Annotated in this window: 13 protein-coding genes; 3 read left to right on the top strand and 10 right to left on the bottom strand. The window is 73.7% G+C overall.

What is annotated here, in order from left to right; all coding sequences use genetic code 11:
* Nucleotides 1–62: 62 nt before the first annotated feature.
* On the bottom strand, nucleotides 63–2666 hold the full coding sequence (locus IG69_RS0101360; protein WP_030526394.1) for an ATP-dependent Clp protease ATP-binding subunit: 2604 nt from the start codon (nucleotides 2664–2666) through the stop codon (nucleotides 63–65).
* Between the two features lie 120 nt (nucleotides 2667–2786).
* Nucleotides 2787–3053 (bottom strand): ribonuclease E inhibitor RraB, encoded by a 267-nt coding sequence (locus IG69_RS0101355; protein WP_030526393.1) that lies wholly within the window; start codon nucleotides 3051–3053, stop codon nucleotides 2787–2789.
* A 78-nt stretch (nucleotides 3054–3131) separates the two neighbouring features.
* Here IG69_RS0101355 and IG69_RS0101350 point away from each other — a divergent pair, with 78 nt between their 5' ends.
* Nucleotides 3132–3941: a TspO/MBR family protein gene (locus IG69_RS0101350; RefSeq protein ID WP_030526392.1), complete on the top strand. Its 810-nt coding sequence runs from the start codon at nucleotides 3132–3134 to the stop codon at nucleotides 3939–3941.
* 151 nt (nucleotides 3942–4092) lie between these two features.
* Entirely contained in the window at nucleotides 4093–5106 is a 1014-nt protein-coding gene (locus tag IG69_RS0101345) for an SMP-30/gluconolactonase/LRE family protein (protein ID WP_051749995.1), read from the top strand.
* A 29-nt stretch (nucleotides 5107–5135) separates the two neighbouring features.
* On the opposite strand, the gene IG69_RS0101340 is transcribed toward IG69_RS0101345, so the two are convergent.
* The 5 genes from IG69_RS0101340 to IG69_RS0101320 all read right to left on the bottom strand — a co-directional run bounded on the left by IG69_RS0101340 (nucleotide 5136) and on the right by IG69_RS0101320 (nucleotide 10823).
* Nucleotides 5136–5597 carry a heat shock protein transcriptional repressor HspR gene (locus IG69_RS0101340; RefSeq protein WP_030526390.1) on the bottom strand — a complete coding sequence of 154 codons (462 nt, stop codon included), beginning with the start codon at nucleotides 5595–5597 and terminating at the stop codon, nucleotides 5136–5138.
* 14 nt (nucleotides 5598–5611) lie between these two features.
* Nucleotides 5612–6649 carry a DnaJ C-terminal domain-containing protein gene (locus tag IG69_RS0101335; RefSeq protein ID WP_030526389.1) on the bottom strand — a complete coding sequence of 346 codons (1038 nt, stop codon included), beginning with the start codon at nucleotides 6647–6649 and terminating at the stop codon, nucleotides 5612–5614.
* Between the two features lie 22 nt (nucleotides 6650–6671).
* A complete protein-coding gene (gene grpE, locus IG69_RS0101330; RefSeq protein WP_030526388.1) occupies nucleotides 6672–7289 on the bottom strand; it encodes a nucleotide exchange factor GrpE in 618 nt (205 codons plus the stop codon).
* Nucleotides 7286–9175: a molecular chaperone DnaK gene (gene dnaK, locus IG69_RS0101325; protein ID WP_030526387.1), complete on the bottom strand. Its 1890-nt coding sequence runs from the start codon at nucleotides 9173–9175 to the stop codon at nucleotides 7286–7288. Before dnaK ends, grpE begins: the two co-directional genes overlap by 4 nt.
* Before the next feature lie 496 nt (nucleotides 9176–9671).
* Nucleotides 9672–10823 (bottom strand): DUF3892 domain-containing protein, encoded by a 1152-nt coding sequence (locus IG69_RS0101320; RefSeq protein WP_030526386.1) that lies wholly within the window; start codon nucleotides 10821–10823, stop codon nucleotides 9672–9674.
* A 123-nt stretch (nucleotides 10824–10946) separates the two neighbouring features.
* On the opposite strand from IG69_RS0101320, the gene IG69_RS0101315 reads away from it, so the two are divergent.
* On the top strand, nucleotides 10947–11189 hold the full coding sequence (locus tag IG69_RS0101315; protein ID WP_030526385.1) for a DUF3072 domain-containing protein: 243 nt from the start codon (nucleotides 10947–10949) through the stop codon (nucleotides 11187–11189).
* Between the two features lie 24 nt (nucleotides 11190–11213).
* Here IG69_RS0101315 and IG69_RS0101310 read toward each other — a convergent pair whose 3' ends face one another.
* The 3 genes from IG69_RS0101310 to IG69_RS0101300 form a co-directional block, all read right to left on the bottom strand.
* The gene (locus tag IG69_RS0101310; RefSeq protein WP_030526384.1) at nucleotides 11214–12203 is read right to left on the bottom strand and encodes an LLM class F420-dependent oxidoreductase; all 990 of its coding nucleotides are present in this window, start codon (nucleotides 12201–12203) and stop codon (nucleotides 11214–11216) included.
* Nucleotides 12204–12241: 38 nt separating this feature from the next.
* Nucleotides 12242–13852, bottom strand: a complete 1611-nt coding sequence (locus tag IG69_RS20725) for an HNH endonuclease signature motif containing protein (RefSeq protein ID WP_030526383.1) — start codon at nucleotides 13850–13852, stop codon at nucleotides 12242–12244.
* 126 nt (nucleotides 13853–13978) lie between these two features.
* Nucleotides 13979–14674 carry a nucleoside/nucleotide kinase family protein gene (locus IG69_RS0101300; RefSeq protein WP_030526382.1) on the bottom strand — a complete coding sequence of 232 codons (696 nt, stop codon included), beginning with the start codon at nucleotides 14672–14674 and terminating at the stop codon, nucleotides 13979–13981.
* Nucleotides 14675–14676 lie beyond the last annotated feature (2 nt).

Raw genomic sequence — 14676 nt, 5'->3', positions numbered from 1 at the left:
GGTTCGGAACCGGGGTCTCGTGGACATTTCGGGGTCACCCCGAAAAGGCGAGGCGGGTGGGGTCAGGCGAGGGTGAGGGCGTCGCCGGCGGCGTCGAGGTCGACCCGCACGGTGTCGCCGTCCCGGACGCGGCCGGCGAGGAGGGCGGTGGCCAGGCGGTCGCCGACCTCCTTCTGGACGAGCCGGCGCAGCGGCCGGGCCCCGAACGCCGGGTCGTACCCGGTCGCGGCGAGCCACTCCTTGGCGTCCGCCGACACCTCGAGGGTGATCCGGCGGTCGTGCAGCCGGGTCGAGAGCGCCCGCACCTGAAGGTCGACGATGTGCGCGAGCTCGTCGCGGGAGAGCGGGTCGAAGACGACGACCTCGTCGAGCCGGTTGAGGAACTCGGGCTTGAACGCGCCCCGCACCGCCGCCATCACGGCGTTGCGCCGCGCCTCGGGGTCGAGCGTCGGGTCGATGAGGTACTGCGATCCGAGATTGCTCGTCATGACGAGGATGACGTTGCGGAAGTCGACCGTCCGGCCCTGCCCGTCGGTGAGCCGGCCGTCGTCGAGCACCTGCAGGAGGATGTCGAACGTCTCCGGGTGGGCCTTCTCGACCTCGTCGAGCAGCACGACGGAGTACGGGCGCCGGCGCACGGCCTCGGTCAGCTGGCCGCCCTCCTCGTACCCGACGTAGCCGGGGGGCGCGCCGACGAGCCGGGCGACGGAGTGGCGCTCCGAGTACTCGGACATGTCGAGGCGGACCATCGCCCGCTCGTCGTCGAAGAGGAAGTCCGCCAGCGACTTCGCGAGCTCGGTCTTGCCGACACCGGTCGGCCCGAGGAAGAGGAACGAGCCGGTCGGCCGGTCGGGGTCGGCGATGCCGGCCCGGCTGCGGCGCACGGCATCCGACACCGCACGCACGGCGGAGGACTGGCCGATGAGCCGCGCGCCGATGATCGACTCCATCGAGAGCAGCTTCTCGGTCTCGCCCTGGAGCAGCCGCCCGGCGGGGATGCCGGTCCACGCCGCGATGACCTCGGCGATGTCGTCGGCGCCGACGCGCTCCTTGACCATGAGGTCCGCGCCCTCGAGCGCGGTCTCGGCGGCCTGCGCGGCGTCGAGCTCCTTCTCGAGCGCGGGGATCTGCTCGAGAAGGATGGCACCAGCCATTGCGTACTTTGCTTCTCGCGAGACAGGATCGACCTCTTCATTGGCCTCTCTTTGCAGGCGCGTGCCTTCAGTCCGCAATTGGTCGAGGTGGGCCTTGAGGTCGCCGACCCGGTTGAGGCCCTCCTTCTCGGCGGCCCAGCGGGCGTTGAGCGCGTCGAGCTGCTCGGTGGCGTCGGCGAGGTCGGCCCGCAGCCGACCGAGCCGCTCCTGCGAGGCCTCGTCGGTCTCGCGCCCGAGGTGGAGCTCCTCCATCTTCAGCCGGGCGACCTGGCGACGCAGGACGTCGATCTCGACGGGGCTGGAGTCGATCTCCATCCGCAGCCGCGACGCGGCCTCGTCGACGAGGTCGATCGCCTTGTCCGGCAGCTTGCGGCCGGTGATGTACCGGTCCGAGAGCGCCGCGGCGGCGACGAGCGCGCTGTCCTCGATCTCGACCTTGTGGTGCGCCTCGTAGCGCTCCTTGAGGCCGCGGAGGATGGCGACGGTGTCCTCGACGGACGGCTCGCCGACGAACACCTGCTGGAAGCGGCGCTCGAGGGCGGGGTCCTTCTCGATGTGCTCGCGGAACTCGTCGAGCGTCGTCGCGCCGACGAGGCGCAGCTCGCCGCGCGCGAGCATCGGCTTGAGCATGTTGCCGGCGTCCATCGCCGACTCCCCGCTCGCCCCGGCGCCGACGACGGTGTGCAGCTCGTCGATGAACGTGACGACCTGGCCGTCGCTGCCCTTGATCTCCTCGAGGACGGCCTTGAGTCGCTCCTCGAACTCGCCGCGGTACTTCGCGCCGGCGACCATCGCCGCGAGGTCGAGGCTGACGAGCCGCTTGTCGCGCAGCGACTCGGGGACGTCGCCGTCGACGATGCGCTGGGCGAGGCCCTCGACGACGGCGGTCTTGCCGACACCGGGCTCGCCGATGAGGACGGGGTTGTTCTTCGTGCGCCGCGAGAGCACCTGCACGACGCGGCGGATCTCCTCGTCACGACCGATGACCGGGTCGAGCTTGCCGTCGCGCGCGGCCTGCGTGAGGTCGGTGCCGTACTGCGCGAGCGCCTCGCCCGTCTCGCTCTGCGTCTCGGAGGTGACGGTGCGCCCGCCGCGCAGCTCGTCGATGGTGCGCTCGATGTCGGCCGCGCCGCGCTTCTCGACCGCCGCGAGGTGGCCGGTCTCGGCGAGCGCGAGGAGGACGAGGTCGAGGGCGAGGAAGGAGTCGCCCTTGGCCCGCATGAGGGTGTCGGCCTGCTGGAGCACGGCGACGGCCTCGCGGCCGAAGGTCGGCGGCTGCGCGGTGGCGCCGCTCGTCGTCGGGAGGGCGCGCAGCCGGGCGTCGGCCTGGCCGAGGACGTGCTGGGCGCCGGTGCCGGCGGCGGTGAGCAGCGCGTCGGCGAGGGGCGTGTCGAGGCGCACGGCGGCGCTCGTCAGGTGGTCGGGCGTGATCTCGGCGTGGCCGGCGGTCTGCGCGGCGCGCTGGGCGAGCGCGAGGGCCTCCGCGACCTTCGTCGTCGGCTTGAGCTCCATCCGGGTCGTGTCTCCTGGTCGTGCGGTGGGGTGGTGACGTCATCCGGAGCAACGCTCACCAAAGTTGAGTGTATTCCGCTCAATGTGCTCCCGCCAGCCGTTCGCGCCCTCCCGCTCCTCTCACCCCGCCGGGTCGGGGTCGTACCAGCCGCCGCGCTCCTCGGCGAGGGCGGCGAAGCGGTCGCGCAGCCCCTGGGCGACCGGCCGGCTCTCGTCGATCACCGTCTCCTCCTGCACGAGCACGCCCCACTCGTGGTCCTCGGCGTCGTCCTCGCCGGCCAGCGCCTCCCGGACGACACGGACGTCGTCGAACCCGTCCTCGCGCAACCCCTCCGCCACGTCCTCGGCGGTCTCGCGGTCCGGGAAGACGATGAGGTGCTCGGTCATCCGCCGAGTATGGACGCTCCGACGCCCGTCGCGCCGCTGTCGCGGCCGGGCGTCCGAGCGCCCCGCTAGCGTCGGTGCATGAGCGCCGCGACCGTCACCTCGACCGCCCCCACCTCGGCCGACCGCCTCCGGCAGGTGGGCGTCACCCTCGCGGAGGTGTTCTGCGTCGTCGGCACCCTCGTCGGGGTAGGCGTCATCGGCACCCGTGTCGAGGAGTCCTCGGGCGGGGCGCTGGCCGCCGACGCCACGCTCGTCGCCCCGGCCGGGCCGGCGTTCTCGATCTGGACGCCGATCTACATCGGTCTCCTCGGCTACACGGTCTGGCAGTGGCTGCCGCAGCAGGCGAGCGACCGCCGCCACCGCGCCATCGGCTGGCTCGCCGCCGTCTCGATGGTCCTCAACGCCGCGTGGCTGCTCGTGACCCAGCAGGGATGGCTCTGGGCCAGCGTCGTCGTCATCGTCGCGCTCGCGCTGACGCTCGGCCTGCTCGTGCGCCGGCTCCAGGAGAACCCGTCCTACGGGCACGCCGAGACGGTGCTCGTCGACGGCACCTTCGGCCTCTACCTCGGCTGGGTCACCGTCGCCACGGTCGCCAACGTCACGACGACGCTCATCGAGAGCGGTATCGACCCCTCCGGTCTCGTCGCGGAGGTCCTCGCCGTCGTCGTCCTCGCCGTGGCCGCGGGTCTCGGGGTCCTCTTCGCCCGCCGCCTCGGTGGCCGCTGGGCCGTCGCGGTCGCGATGGCGTGGGGGCTGGGCTGGATCGCGTGGGGCCGCCTGACCGACGAGCCGCGCTCGGCGATCGTCGGGCTCGCCGCGGTCGTCGCCGCGCTCGTCGTCCTCTCCGCGGCGGCGCGTGTCCGCCGCCCCGCCCTCACCACCCCCTGACCCTCCCGCGAACGCGTGTGAACCCGCCGGTCTCCTCCGGCGGTTTCACACGCGTTCGCGACGAGGACCGGCCGCCGGACGAGGTTCGACGGCTCCGCGTCCCGCCGGACTCCCCCGCGCCCTCCCCGGCACGACCGGGCCACCGTGGACCATGGACACCCTGACGCAGCCAGCCCGCCCGACGACCTCCCTCACCCGCCGCTCGGCGCTGACCGCGGGCGCGGTCGGCGTCCTCGGCGCCACCGGCCTCTCCCTCGCGCCGTCCGCGGCGGCCGACGGACGCCACCACGGCGGCCGCCTCCCTGAGACCGTCCGGCTGCCGGACGGCATCCAGCCCGAGGGCATCACCTCCGGCCCCGGCACGACCTACTACGTCGGCTCGCTCAACGACGGCCGCATCGTCACGGGCGACCTGCGCCGCGGGACGAGCCGCGTCCTCCTGCCGGGCGCCACGGGCCGGCAGCTGCGCGGCCTGCGGTGGGACGCGCGCTCCGGGCTCGTCTGGGCGGTCGGCAACGTCGGCACCGAGGCGCACGTCTGGGCGGTCGACGGCCGACGCGGCACCGTCGTCACCGACGTCGTCGTCCCGGGCGGCGGGTTCCTCAACGACCTCGACGTCACCCGGGACGCGGTGTGGGTCACCGACTCCCGCGTCGACCGGCTCACCGTGATCCGGCTCGGGCGCGACGGCCGGCCCGTCCGTGGCGCGTCCCCGCGCTTCGTGCCGCTCGGCGGTGACTGGCCGGGCTACGACGGGACGAACCTCGCGGCCAACGGCATCCGCGCCCTCGACGGGTGCAGCGCCGTGCTCGACCACAGCACGGCCGGCGGTCTCTGGGTCGTCGACACCCGCACCGGCCGCGTCCGCGAGGTCGACGTGCAGGGCGGTCCGGGCATCACCGGCGGCGACGGCATCGAGCGCTCCGGCTCGACGCTCTACGTCGTGCGCGGCTCGGGCCAGGCCGAGGTGTCGGTGCTCCGGCTCGGTCGTGACCGCCGCGGATGGGTCGCGCGCTGGCGCGGCGCCCTGACCGACGAGACGCTCGACGTCCCGTCGACCGCCACGCTCGCGGGCGGCGCGCTCTGGGCGGTCAACGCGCGCTTCGGGGTCGCGTCACCGGCGACCGCCTCCTACTGGATCACGCGCCTGCCGGCCCGCCGCTGACGCCGGTCCCCCACCCGACTTTGTGAGGATCAGTGGCGCTGCGGGCCGCGCCAGACGACCAGCGCCTGGCTGCGCGCGGCGGAGCGGGGGCGCTCGCCGAGCCGCGCCGCGTAGACGTCGCCCGCCGGGCTGACGGAGAAGACCCGGGTCGTGCGCCCGCTGCCGGCCTCGAGCGCCTCGACCTGCGCGCTCAGCTCGGCGACCCGGGCGCGCAGGGCATCGACCTGGTTCTCGAGCTCGAGGATGCGGGCGATGCCGGCGAGCGAGACGCCCTCGTCCTGCGAGAGCCGCTGCACCTCGCGCAGCAGGGCGACGTCGCGCTGGCTGTAGCGCCGCCCGCCGCCCTTGGTGCGCGAGGGCGTGACGAGACCCATCCGGTCGTACTGCCGCAGGGTCTGCGCGTGCATCCCGGCGAGCTCGGCCGCGACCGAGATGACGAACACGGGAGTGTCGTCGTCGGGGCCGAACGCGGTGACGTCGAGACGGGCCATCGGTGCACCTCCGGTCAGGTCGCGGCCTGCTGGAACAGGGTGGCGCGGGGGTCGGCGCCGGCCTCGGCGTCGCGCAGCGTCTCGACGGCGGCGCGGGCCTCGTCGGTGAGCCGCTGCGGGACGACGACCTGGACGCGGGCCAGGAGGTCGCCGGTGCCGTGGCGCCCGGCGACGCCGCGGCCCTTGACCCGCAGCACGCGGCCGCTCGGGGTGCCCGGCGCGACCTTGACGCGCACCGGGGTGCCGTCGAGCGTCGGCACGGCGACGGTGGCCCCGAGGGCGGCCTCGGCGAAGGTGACCGGCAGGTCGACGGTCAGGTGGTCGCCGTCGCGCCCGAACACCGGGTGCTTCTCGACGCTCACCGTGAGGATGAGATCGCCCTTGGGGGCGCCGGGGTCGCCCTCGCCGCCCTTGCCGCGCAGGCGGATCTTCTGGCCGTCGCGCACGCCGGCGGGGATCTTCGTCGTGACCCGCGCGCCGTCGGCGGTCGTCAGCGTCACCGTCGAGCCCTCGACGGCGTCGCGGAACCCGAGCGTCGTGCGGGCGTTGACGTCCGCACCCGGCCGGGGACCGCGCGCGCCGCGGAAGCCGCTCGCGAACGGGTCGCCGCCACGGGCACCACCGGCCCCGCCGCCGAACATCTGCGAAAGCAGGTCGTTGATGTCCTCGCCGCCGGGCTGGCCCTGACCGGGCCCCCCGGAGGAGAAGCGGACCCGGCTGCCGCCGGCCCCGCCGCTCCCGAAGGCGCTGAAGATGTCCTCGAACCCGGTCGCCCCGCCGGGACCGCCGGCCCCGGCGCGGAAACGGGCGCCGCCGCCGGCCATCGACCGGACGGCGTCGTACTCCTGGCGCTGCTTGGGGTCGGAGAGGACGGCGTGCGCCTCCCCGACGTCCTTGAAGCGCTGCTCGGCCGCGGCGTCCCCCGCGTTGCGGTCGGGGTGGTGCTGCTTCGCGAGCTTGCGGTAGGCCTTCTTGATCGCCGCCGCGTCGGCGTCCTTCGGGACGCCGAGGATGGCGTAGAAGTCCTTCTCGAACCAGTCCTGGCTGGCCATCGGCGCCTCCTTCCGGTCGCTGTCAGTCGGGGTCGGCGACCGCGACGCGGGCAGGACGCAGGACCTGCTCACCGGCACGGTAGCCGGGCTGGAGGACGGTGACGACGGTCGTCGCGCTCGCGCCGCTCGGGAGCTCGTCGTCGCCGGCCGGCCACGGGGCGTGCATGAGCGCCTCGTGCAGCTGCGGGTCGAACTCCTCGCCCTTGGCCCCGAAACGCTCGAGGCCGTAGCGCCCGAGGGTGCCCTCGAGCTTGTCGGCGATCGCCGCGAACGGCCCGACGAGGTCGCCGTGCTCGCGCGCGGCGTGGATGTCGTCGAGGACGGCGAGCATCGACTCCAGGACGTCGTGGACCGCACGCTCCTGGACGACGGCGCGGTCCCGGTCGACGCGGCGCTTGTAGTTGACGTACTCGGCCTGGAGACGCTGGAGGTCGGCGAGGCGCTCGGCCGCGAGGACCGTGTCGGGGTGGCCCTCGCCGGCGGGCGCGGCGCCCTCGGCCGGGGCCTCCGCGGGCTCGCCCGCGGGCACCCCGCCGGGGGCGGCGGCCCCGGACTGTGCCGGGGCCGCCTCCTCACCGCGCTGCGGCTCGTCGTTGACCGCCTCGGTGTTCACCGAGTCGTCCATCGAGGAGTCGGTCACTTCTTCTCCTCGTCGTCCTCGACGACCTCGGCGTCGACGACGTCGTCGTCCGAGGCGCCGGTGGTGCTGCCGTCGGTCGCCTCGGCGCCGGGCACGTCCGCCGACTCGCCCTGCTCGGCGGCCGCGGCGTAGACGGCCGCGCCCATCTCCTGGGAGACCTTGTTCAGCTGGTCGATCTTGGCCTGGATGTCCTCGGTCGAGGCGCCACTGTCGGGCTTGATGGCGTCCTTGAGCTCGGCGAGGGCCGCGTCGACGGGGGCGCGGTGCTCGTCCGAGACCTTGTCCCCGGACTCCGAGAGGAACTTCTCGGTCGAGAACACGAGGGTCTCGCCCATGTTGCGCGTCTCGGTCTCGGCGCGGCGCTTCTTGTCCTCCTCGGCGTGCGCCTCGGCGTCCTTGACCATCCGCTCGATCTCCTCCTTCGACAGCGCGGAGCCGCCGGAGATGGTGATCTTCTGCTCCTTGCCGGTGCCCCGGTCCTTCGCGGAGACGTTGACGATGCCGTTGGCGTCGATGTCGAAGGTGACCTCGACCTGCGGCACGCCGCGCGGCGCGGGCGCGATGCCGGAGAGCTCGAAGGTGCCGAGCGGCTTGTTCTGCTGCGCGATCTCGCGCTCGCCCTGGAAGACCTGGATGAGCACCGACGGCTGGTTGTCCTCGGCCGTCGAGAAGACCTCGCTGCGCTTGGTCGGGATGGCGGTGTTGCGCTCGATGAGCTTGGTGAACAGGCCACCCTTGGTCTCGATGCCCAGCGACAGCGGCGTGACGTCGATGAGGAGGACGTCCTTGCGCTCACCCTTGAGGACACCGGCCTGGAGGGACGCGCCGAGGGCGACGACCTCGTCCGGGTTGACGCCCTTGTTGGGCTCTTTGCCGCCGGTCAGCTCCTTGACGAGGGCGCTGACGGCCGGCATGCGGGTCGAGCCACCGACGAGGACGACGTGGTCGATCTCGCCGACGGAGATGCCGGCGTCCTTGATGACGTTCTGGAACGGCTGCTTCGTGCGGTCGAGCAGGTCCTTGGTCATCTGCTCGAACTGGGCGCGGGTCAGCGTCTCGTCGAGGTGGATCGGGCCGTTCTCGGACATCGAGAGGTACTGGAGGGAGATGTTCGTCGAGCTGGCCGACGAGAGCTCCTTCTTGGCCTGCTCCGCCGCGTCGCGCAGGCGCTGCATCGCGATCTTGTCCTTGGACAGGTCGACGCCCGAGGTGTTCTTGACCGTGGTCAGCAGGTGCCCGACGACGCGCTCGTCCCAGTCGTCACCACCGAGCTGGTTGTCACCGGAGGTCGCCTTGACCTGGATGGTCGCGAAGCCGTCGTCGGGGTCCTTGCCGACCTCGAGGAGGGACACGTCGAAGGTGCCGCCACCGAGGTCGAAGACGAGGATGAGCTCGTCCTCCTTGCCCTTGTCGAGGCCGTACGCGAGCGCGGCCGCGGTCGGCTCGTTGACGATGCGCAGGACGTTGAGGCCCGCGATCTCGCCGGCCTCCTTCGTGGCCTGGCGCTCGTGGTCGTCGAAGTACGCCGGCACGGTGATCACGGCGTCGGTGACGGTCTCGCCGAGGTAGGACTCGGCGTCGCGCTTGAGCTTCTGGAGGATGCGCGCGCTGATCTCCTGCGCGTTGTACGTCTTGCCGTCGACGTCGTCGGAGGCCCAGTCGGTGCCCATGTGGCGCTTGACGGAGCGGATCGTCCGGTCGGCGTTGGTCACGGCCTGGCGCTTGGCGATCTCGCCGACGAGGACCTCACCGCCCTTGGAGAAGGCGACGACGGAGGGGGTGGTGCGACCGCCCTCGGCGTTCGCGATGATGGTGGGCTCGCCACCCTCGAGGACGGCGACGGCACTGTTGGTGGTGCCGAGGTCGATGCCGACTGCACGTGCCATGTGTGGTGCTCCTTGGTGTGGTGCTGGGCCGGGGCGGTGCGCCCACGGACTGGGTTGAGTCGTTATCACTCAAGTTAGCCCCGCCGACCATCCTGCACAAATCGTTGGGCCGAAACTTGCGTCCACCAGGCTCAACCCTCGGGTGGGCACGGATGTTCCCCCCGACCAGGACCCCAGCCGAAAAGCCCGCACGTGCGGGGTTACCGCTGTCCCGGGGCCGTCCCGACCACGAAAAGCCCGCACGTGCGGGGTTATCGCTGTCGCCTCGCCGTCCCGACCACGAAAAGCCCGCACCTGCGGGGTTATCGCTGTTGCCTCGCCGTCCCGACCACGGAAAGCCCGCACCTGCGGGGTTATCGCTGTTGCCTCGCCGTCCCGACCACGGAAAGCCCGCACCTGCGGGGTTACCGCTGGCCCGGGGCCGTCCCGACCACGAAAAGCCCGCACGTGCGGGGTTGTCGCTGTCCCGGGGCCGTCCCGACCAGTCAGCCAGACGTCAGGGCGCCGGGCGGGTGTGCCGGATGGCCACCGTGCACGGCGGGAGCGTCGAGAGGTTGTTCGTCGGGTCGGCGTCCGCGACCGTCGCCAGGTAGGGGAAGTAGGGGTTGTCCTCGTTCTCGGTCGTCACGACGTCGGCCTCGGCACCGGTCTCGCCGCGCACGAAGAACGTGTGCGTGCCGGCGCGCAGCAGGTCCATCACCCGGCTCTTCGACATCGCCCATGGGCTGCCGTCGGGCAGCACCCCGCCGAGGGTGCTGATAAAGGGCTTGCGCCCGGTCCGCTGGATGCCGGTCACCTGCCACCGCCCCGGCGGCAGGGTGTCCGCCACCGGGACCCAGAACTCCTCGATCGGCTGCCAGACGTGCCCGTGGAGGGCGTAGTTGTAGGCGGAGGCCTCCCGGTGGCCCGCCCCGTGGTCGTAGATCAGCTCGTCGACGGCGAGGCGGCGGTGGGTGTCGCTCGCCGCGATCTCGTCCTGGCTCCACGAACGGACGACGATGCCCTGGAAGTCGTCCGGGTCGGAGGCCTCGACCACCGCGGCGGGGAAGCTCAGCTCGCGCACGATGGCCGCGATCGCCACGTCCTGCGCGTAGCGGTTCAGCCGGTCGACGACGCGCTTCATCCGCTGCTGCAGGTACTCGGTGGCGACGTCCTGCGCCGTGCGGCCCTCGGCGAGGCCGCGGAGGATCTTCGCCCCGACGCCGTCGAGGTCGAGGTCGGCGACGGCCTCGGTCAGCTCGGTGCGCAGGAGGTCGACGACCTTGGCGTGCGCGGCCTCGGCCCCCTCGTCGGAGGTCATGTCGTCCTCGAGGAGGATCGCGACGAGCACGAGCCGTCCCGGCACCTCGACCCGGTGCCCGGCCGCGGTGATGACGATGGGCTCGAGCGTGGTGTCGTGGTGGCCGACCGCGGCCGGCACGGTCCGGTTCTCGCCGATGCCCACCGGCCCGCCCAGGCTGCCGTGGCTGCCCGGCGAGGACCAGATGCCGGGAGCCCCGTCGAGCGAGGGCGCGTCCGGCCGGTGCGTGATGGTGCGGCCGTCGAGGGTCACGACGACGGTCCACAGGTACGGCTCGCTGTCGCTCTCGTCGGCGCCGTGGTAGCAGAAGAGCTTCTCCAGGCGGAGGCGGACGGGGATGGTGGCCATGGCGTCTCCCGGGTGCGTGGGTGGTCACGCGGCAGGAGACGACGCCGCACCCGGGTGATACACGGACCCCGTGGGTCGGTCACGGCGGGGCGACCTGTCGGACCCGGTCCGTAGCGTGCAGGGATGAGCACCCAGGACCAGAACCCCGCCCAGACCGACCCGATCCAGGACCCCCAGGACGCCACGAAGCCGCCGGAGCAGTGGGCGACCGGTGACGAGCCCGCCACCGGCCCCCAGCTGAGCTACCTCTCGACCCTCGCCCGCGAGGCCGGGCGCGAGGTGCCGGAGAACCTGACCAAGGCGCACGCCTCCGAGCTCATCGACGAGCTGCAGGGCGCCTCCCCCCGGGTCGAGCCCGAGGCCTGACGCCTGCGGCGCCCCGCGGGCGGGTCAGCGCGACCGCACGAGGGGCGCCAGCGCCTCGGCCATCATCGAGACGACCCCCGGCTCGTGGCCGTTGGCGACCATGTTGACGATGAGCCCGTCGACCCCGTGGTCGAGCACCCGCTCCTGCAGCTGCCCGGCCACCTCCTCGGGCGTGCCGGCGAACTGCCGGTCGGTCGAGGCGCGCCGCTGGTCCTCGTCCATCGCGTCGAGGTCGACGCCACGGGCGGCGAGGAAGTCCCGGTGCAGGCGGCGCGCCGCGTCGCCGTCCTCGTCCATCATCACGAAGGCCAGGTAGCTGGTCTCGAGCGTCGAGCGCTCGCGCCCCTCCTCCTCGCACCGGGCGGCGAGGGCCTCGAGCTTGCGGGGGATCTCGGTCGCGTTGCAGATGAGGTTGAGGTGCGCCGCGTGGCGAGCCGCGTACTTGAACGTCTTCCGCTCTCCCCCACCGCCGAGGAGGATCGGCAGGTCGTCGCGCAGCCGCGGCTCGTTCATCGCCGACTCCGTGCGGTACCACTCGCCGGAGACCGTCGGCCGCTCACCGCGCAGCATCGGCTCGATGATGGACAGCGCCTCCTCGAGCCGCTGGAAGCGGTCGGTGAAGGTGCCGAACTCGAAGCCCAGCTGCCGGTGCTCGAGCTCGAACCAGCCGGCGCCGAGGCCCAGCACCGCGCGTCCGCCGCTCACGAGGTCGAGGGTCGTCACCTCCTTCGCGAGCAGCGTCGGGTTGCGGTAGGTGTTGCCGGTGACGAGCGTCGAGAGCTGCACCCGCTCGGTGGCCGTCGCGAGCGCGCCGAGCAGCGTGTAGGCCTCGAGCATGGGCTGGTCCGGCTCGCCGATGCCGGGCAGCTGGTAGAAGTGGTCCATCACGAGGACGGCGTCCACGCCCGCGGCGTCCGCCTCCTGCGCCTGCTGGACCACGGTCGGCACGATGCGCGCGGGGTCGCCCCCGGGGTAGCTGAAGTTCGGGATCTGGTAGCCGAGGCGGATGCTCATCCTCGGGACGCTACGCCCGTCGAGGCTCACCGGGCGGCTCAGAACGGGGGTGACGCGGGCGGCGTCGAGCGGCGCCGCCGGGGGTGCGGCGTGAGCTCGACGACGAGCCGGCCCGGCGGCCGACCGCGGGGGCGGTGGACCTCGACCCGGCAGCCCCGCGAGGGCTGCGGCGGCCCGCCGTGCTCGAGCAGGTGCTCGAGGACGGAGTGGGGTGCGTGGCTCGGCGCCGCACCGGCCGGGCGCGCCGGCTGGTCGGCGTCGGACCCGGTGTCGGGCAGGACGACCGGCCGGTGGTCCAGCGGATGCGTGGTCCGGCGCCGACCGGTCGGGTCCACCCAGGTCGTAGTGGCGTCCGGGTGGAGGACGACCGACCATCCCGGCCGCTGCTTGGTGCGGTGGTGCCGCCGACACAGGCACACGAGGTTGCGTGCCGTCGTGGGCCCGACGGGCCAGGGCACGACGTGGTCGAGGTCGCAGAACCGGGCGGCGACGTGGCACCCCGGGAAGCGGCAGCGCCCGTCCCGCGCCCGCACGAGCCGTGCGAGCCCGGCCGCCGGCCGGTAGCCGTCGGTCCCGGTGTCGTCGACCGGCACGAGGGCACCGCTCGAGGGGTCGACGACGACCCGCCCGAGGTGGTCGGTGCGGGAGGAGGTGGCGGCCACGGCACGCTCCAGCCAGTCACGGGCGACGAGGACGGGCTCGCCGGGCGCAGCGCCGTGCACGGTCACGAGGTCGGTCGGCCGCGTGGCAACCGCCGACCCCGCCGGCCGGACCTCGCCGTCGGGGTCGCCGTCCGGGACGACGGTCACGACGTGGACCCGGAGGTCGATGGTCGCGCTACCCGTCACGAGGTCGGTGAGCGCCCGGGCCCGTGCCCGGTCGATGCCCTCGCAGGTGCCGTCGGCGACGAGGCGCTGCGCGAGCGCGTCGATGGCGGCCCACGCCCGACAGGCCTCCTCGGAGGGGAAGGTGCCGAGCCAGGTGTCGGTGCCCGGCTCGTCGACCCAGCGGCGCAGCGACGACGCCGCCCGGGCCCGGACCGCCCTCTGCCGCAACAGGTCCGGCGAGATGCGGGCCAGAACCCGCCGCACCCGGCGGCGCAGGCGGGGCGCGTCCTCGACGCCGAGGTACGCGTCGACGGCCTCGAGCACGGTGGCGGCGACCTGCGCCGGGACCTCCTCGAGCTCGCGGGCGACGACGCCCGCGCGGTACCCGTCCAGGCGCCCCTGCGCCATGGCGAGGTGGAGCGCGCCGAGGCCGGTCGCCGTGTCGGTCCCGTCAGGGCCGTCGGCGGCGCGGCGGACGGCGTCGCGCACCCAGCGCTCGGCGTGGACGGCCGTCATCCCCAGCACCCCGGAGACGATCGACGGCGCGTCGAGCGAGACGTGGCCGGGCGCACGGTGGGTCTCGACGAGCTCGCCGGTCTCGAGGACGAGCGGCTCGATGGCCGCCAGGCGCACGGCCGCTTCGGCCTCGGCCGCCTCGACGACGTCGGCCAGGGCCCGGAGCTCCCCGAGGGCGGCGGCCCACTCCTCGCTCGAGCCGCGGGCACCGGCCGGGGAGAGGACCGCGCCCACCACCTGCCGCGCCCTGCGGGCCGCCTCGGCGACCTCGCGCGGACCCGGTCGCGCCGTGGTCTGGGACTGCATCGGCTCCCCCTCCCCTCGTGGTCCCAGCCTACCGCCGCGGGGCCGTTCGAACAAGGGTTCGAGAAGGCGAATTCGCCTGTCGGTCAGAGTTTTTGCTGGCAACAGATGGGGCGACGCGAGCGAGGGTCAGCCGCGCGCGAGCTCCCAGCCGCCGTCGGTGACGAGCACGACACGGTCGGCCGCCCCGGCCCGCTCGCGCACGAGCTCGGCGTTGCGGTCGTCCACCGCCGCCACCCAGGCCGCGGCCTCCTCCGGCGTCTTGCCGAACTCGACGTGCCGGGCCAGCAGCCGGCGGCGCCGGACGGCGTCGTCCCCGTCGACGAGCCAGACGGCGTCGAGGGCCTCGCGCGCCTCGCGCCAGTCCCCCTCCAGCAGCAGGTAGTTGCCCTCGGTGACGACGAGCCGCGTCCCGCCGCGCACGACCACGGCGCCGGCGATCGGCTGCTCCAGCACCCGCTCGAACCCCGGCGCGTAGACGTCGCGCTCGGGGTCCTCCCGCAGGCGGCGCAGCAGCGCCGCGTACCCGAGCGCGTCGAACGTGGCCGGGGCGCCCTTGCGGTCGCGCAGGCCGAGCCGCTCGAGCTGCACGTCCGCGAGGTGGTAGCCGTCCATCGGCACCTGGGCCACCCAGCCGTCCCCGTGCCGTCGGGCGAGCTCGGCGACGAGCGCCTCCGCGAGCGTCGACTTGCCCGCCCCCGGCACGCCGGCGACGCCGAGCAGCGCGCGTCCGTCACCGGCCGACCCGACCAGGGTCTCGGCGAGGTCGGCGAGCTCGCCGAGACCCTCGGGGGCGGTGTCGGACGGTCGGGGGCCGGCGCTCATCG

It is taken from the genome of Phycicoccus jejuensis, from assembly GCF_000720925.1.
GTDB lineage: Bacteria > Actinomycetota > Actinomycetes > Actinomycetales > Dermatophilaceae > Phycicoccus > Phycicoccus jejuensis.
This window is presented reverse-complemented; position numbering and strand designations above follow the sequence as displayed.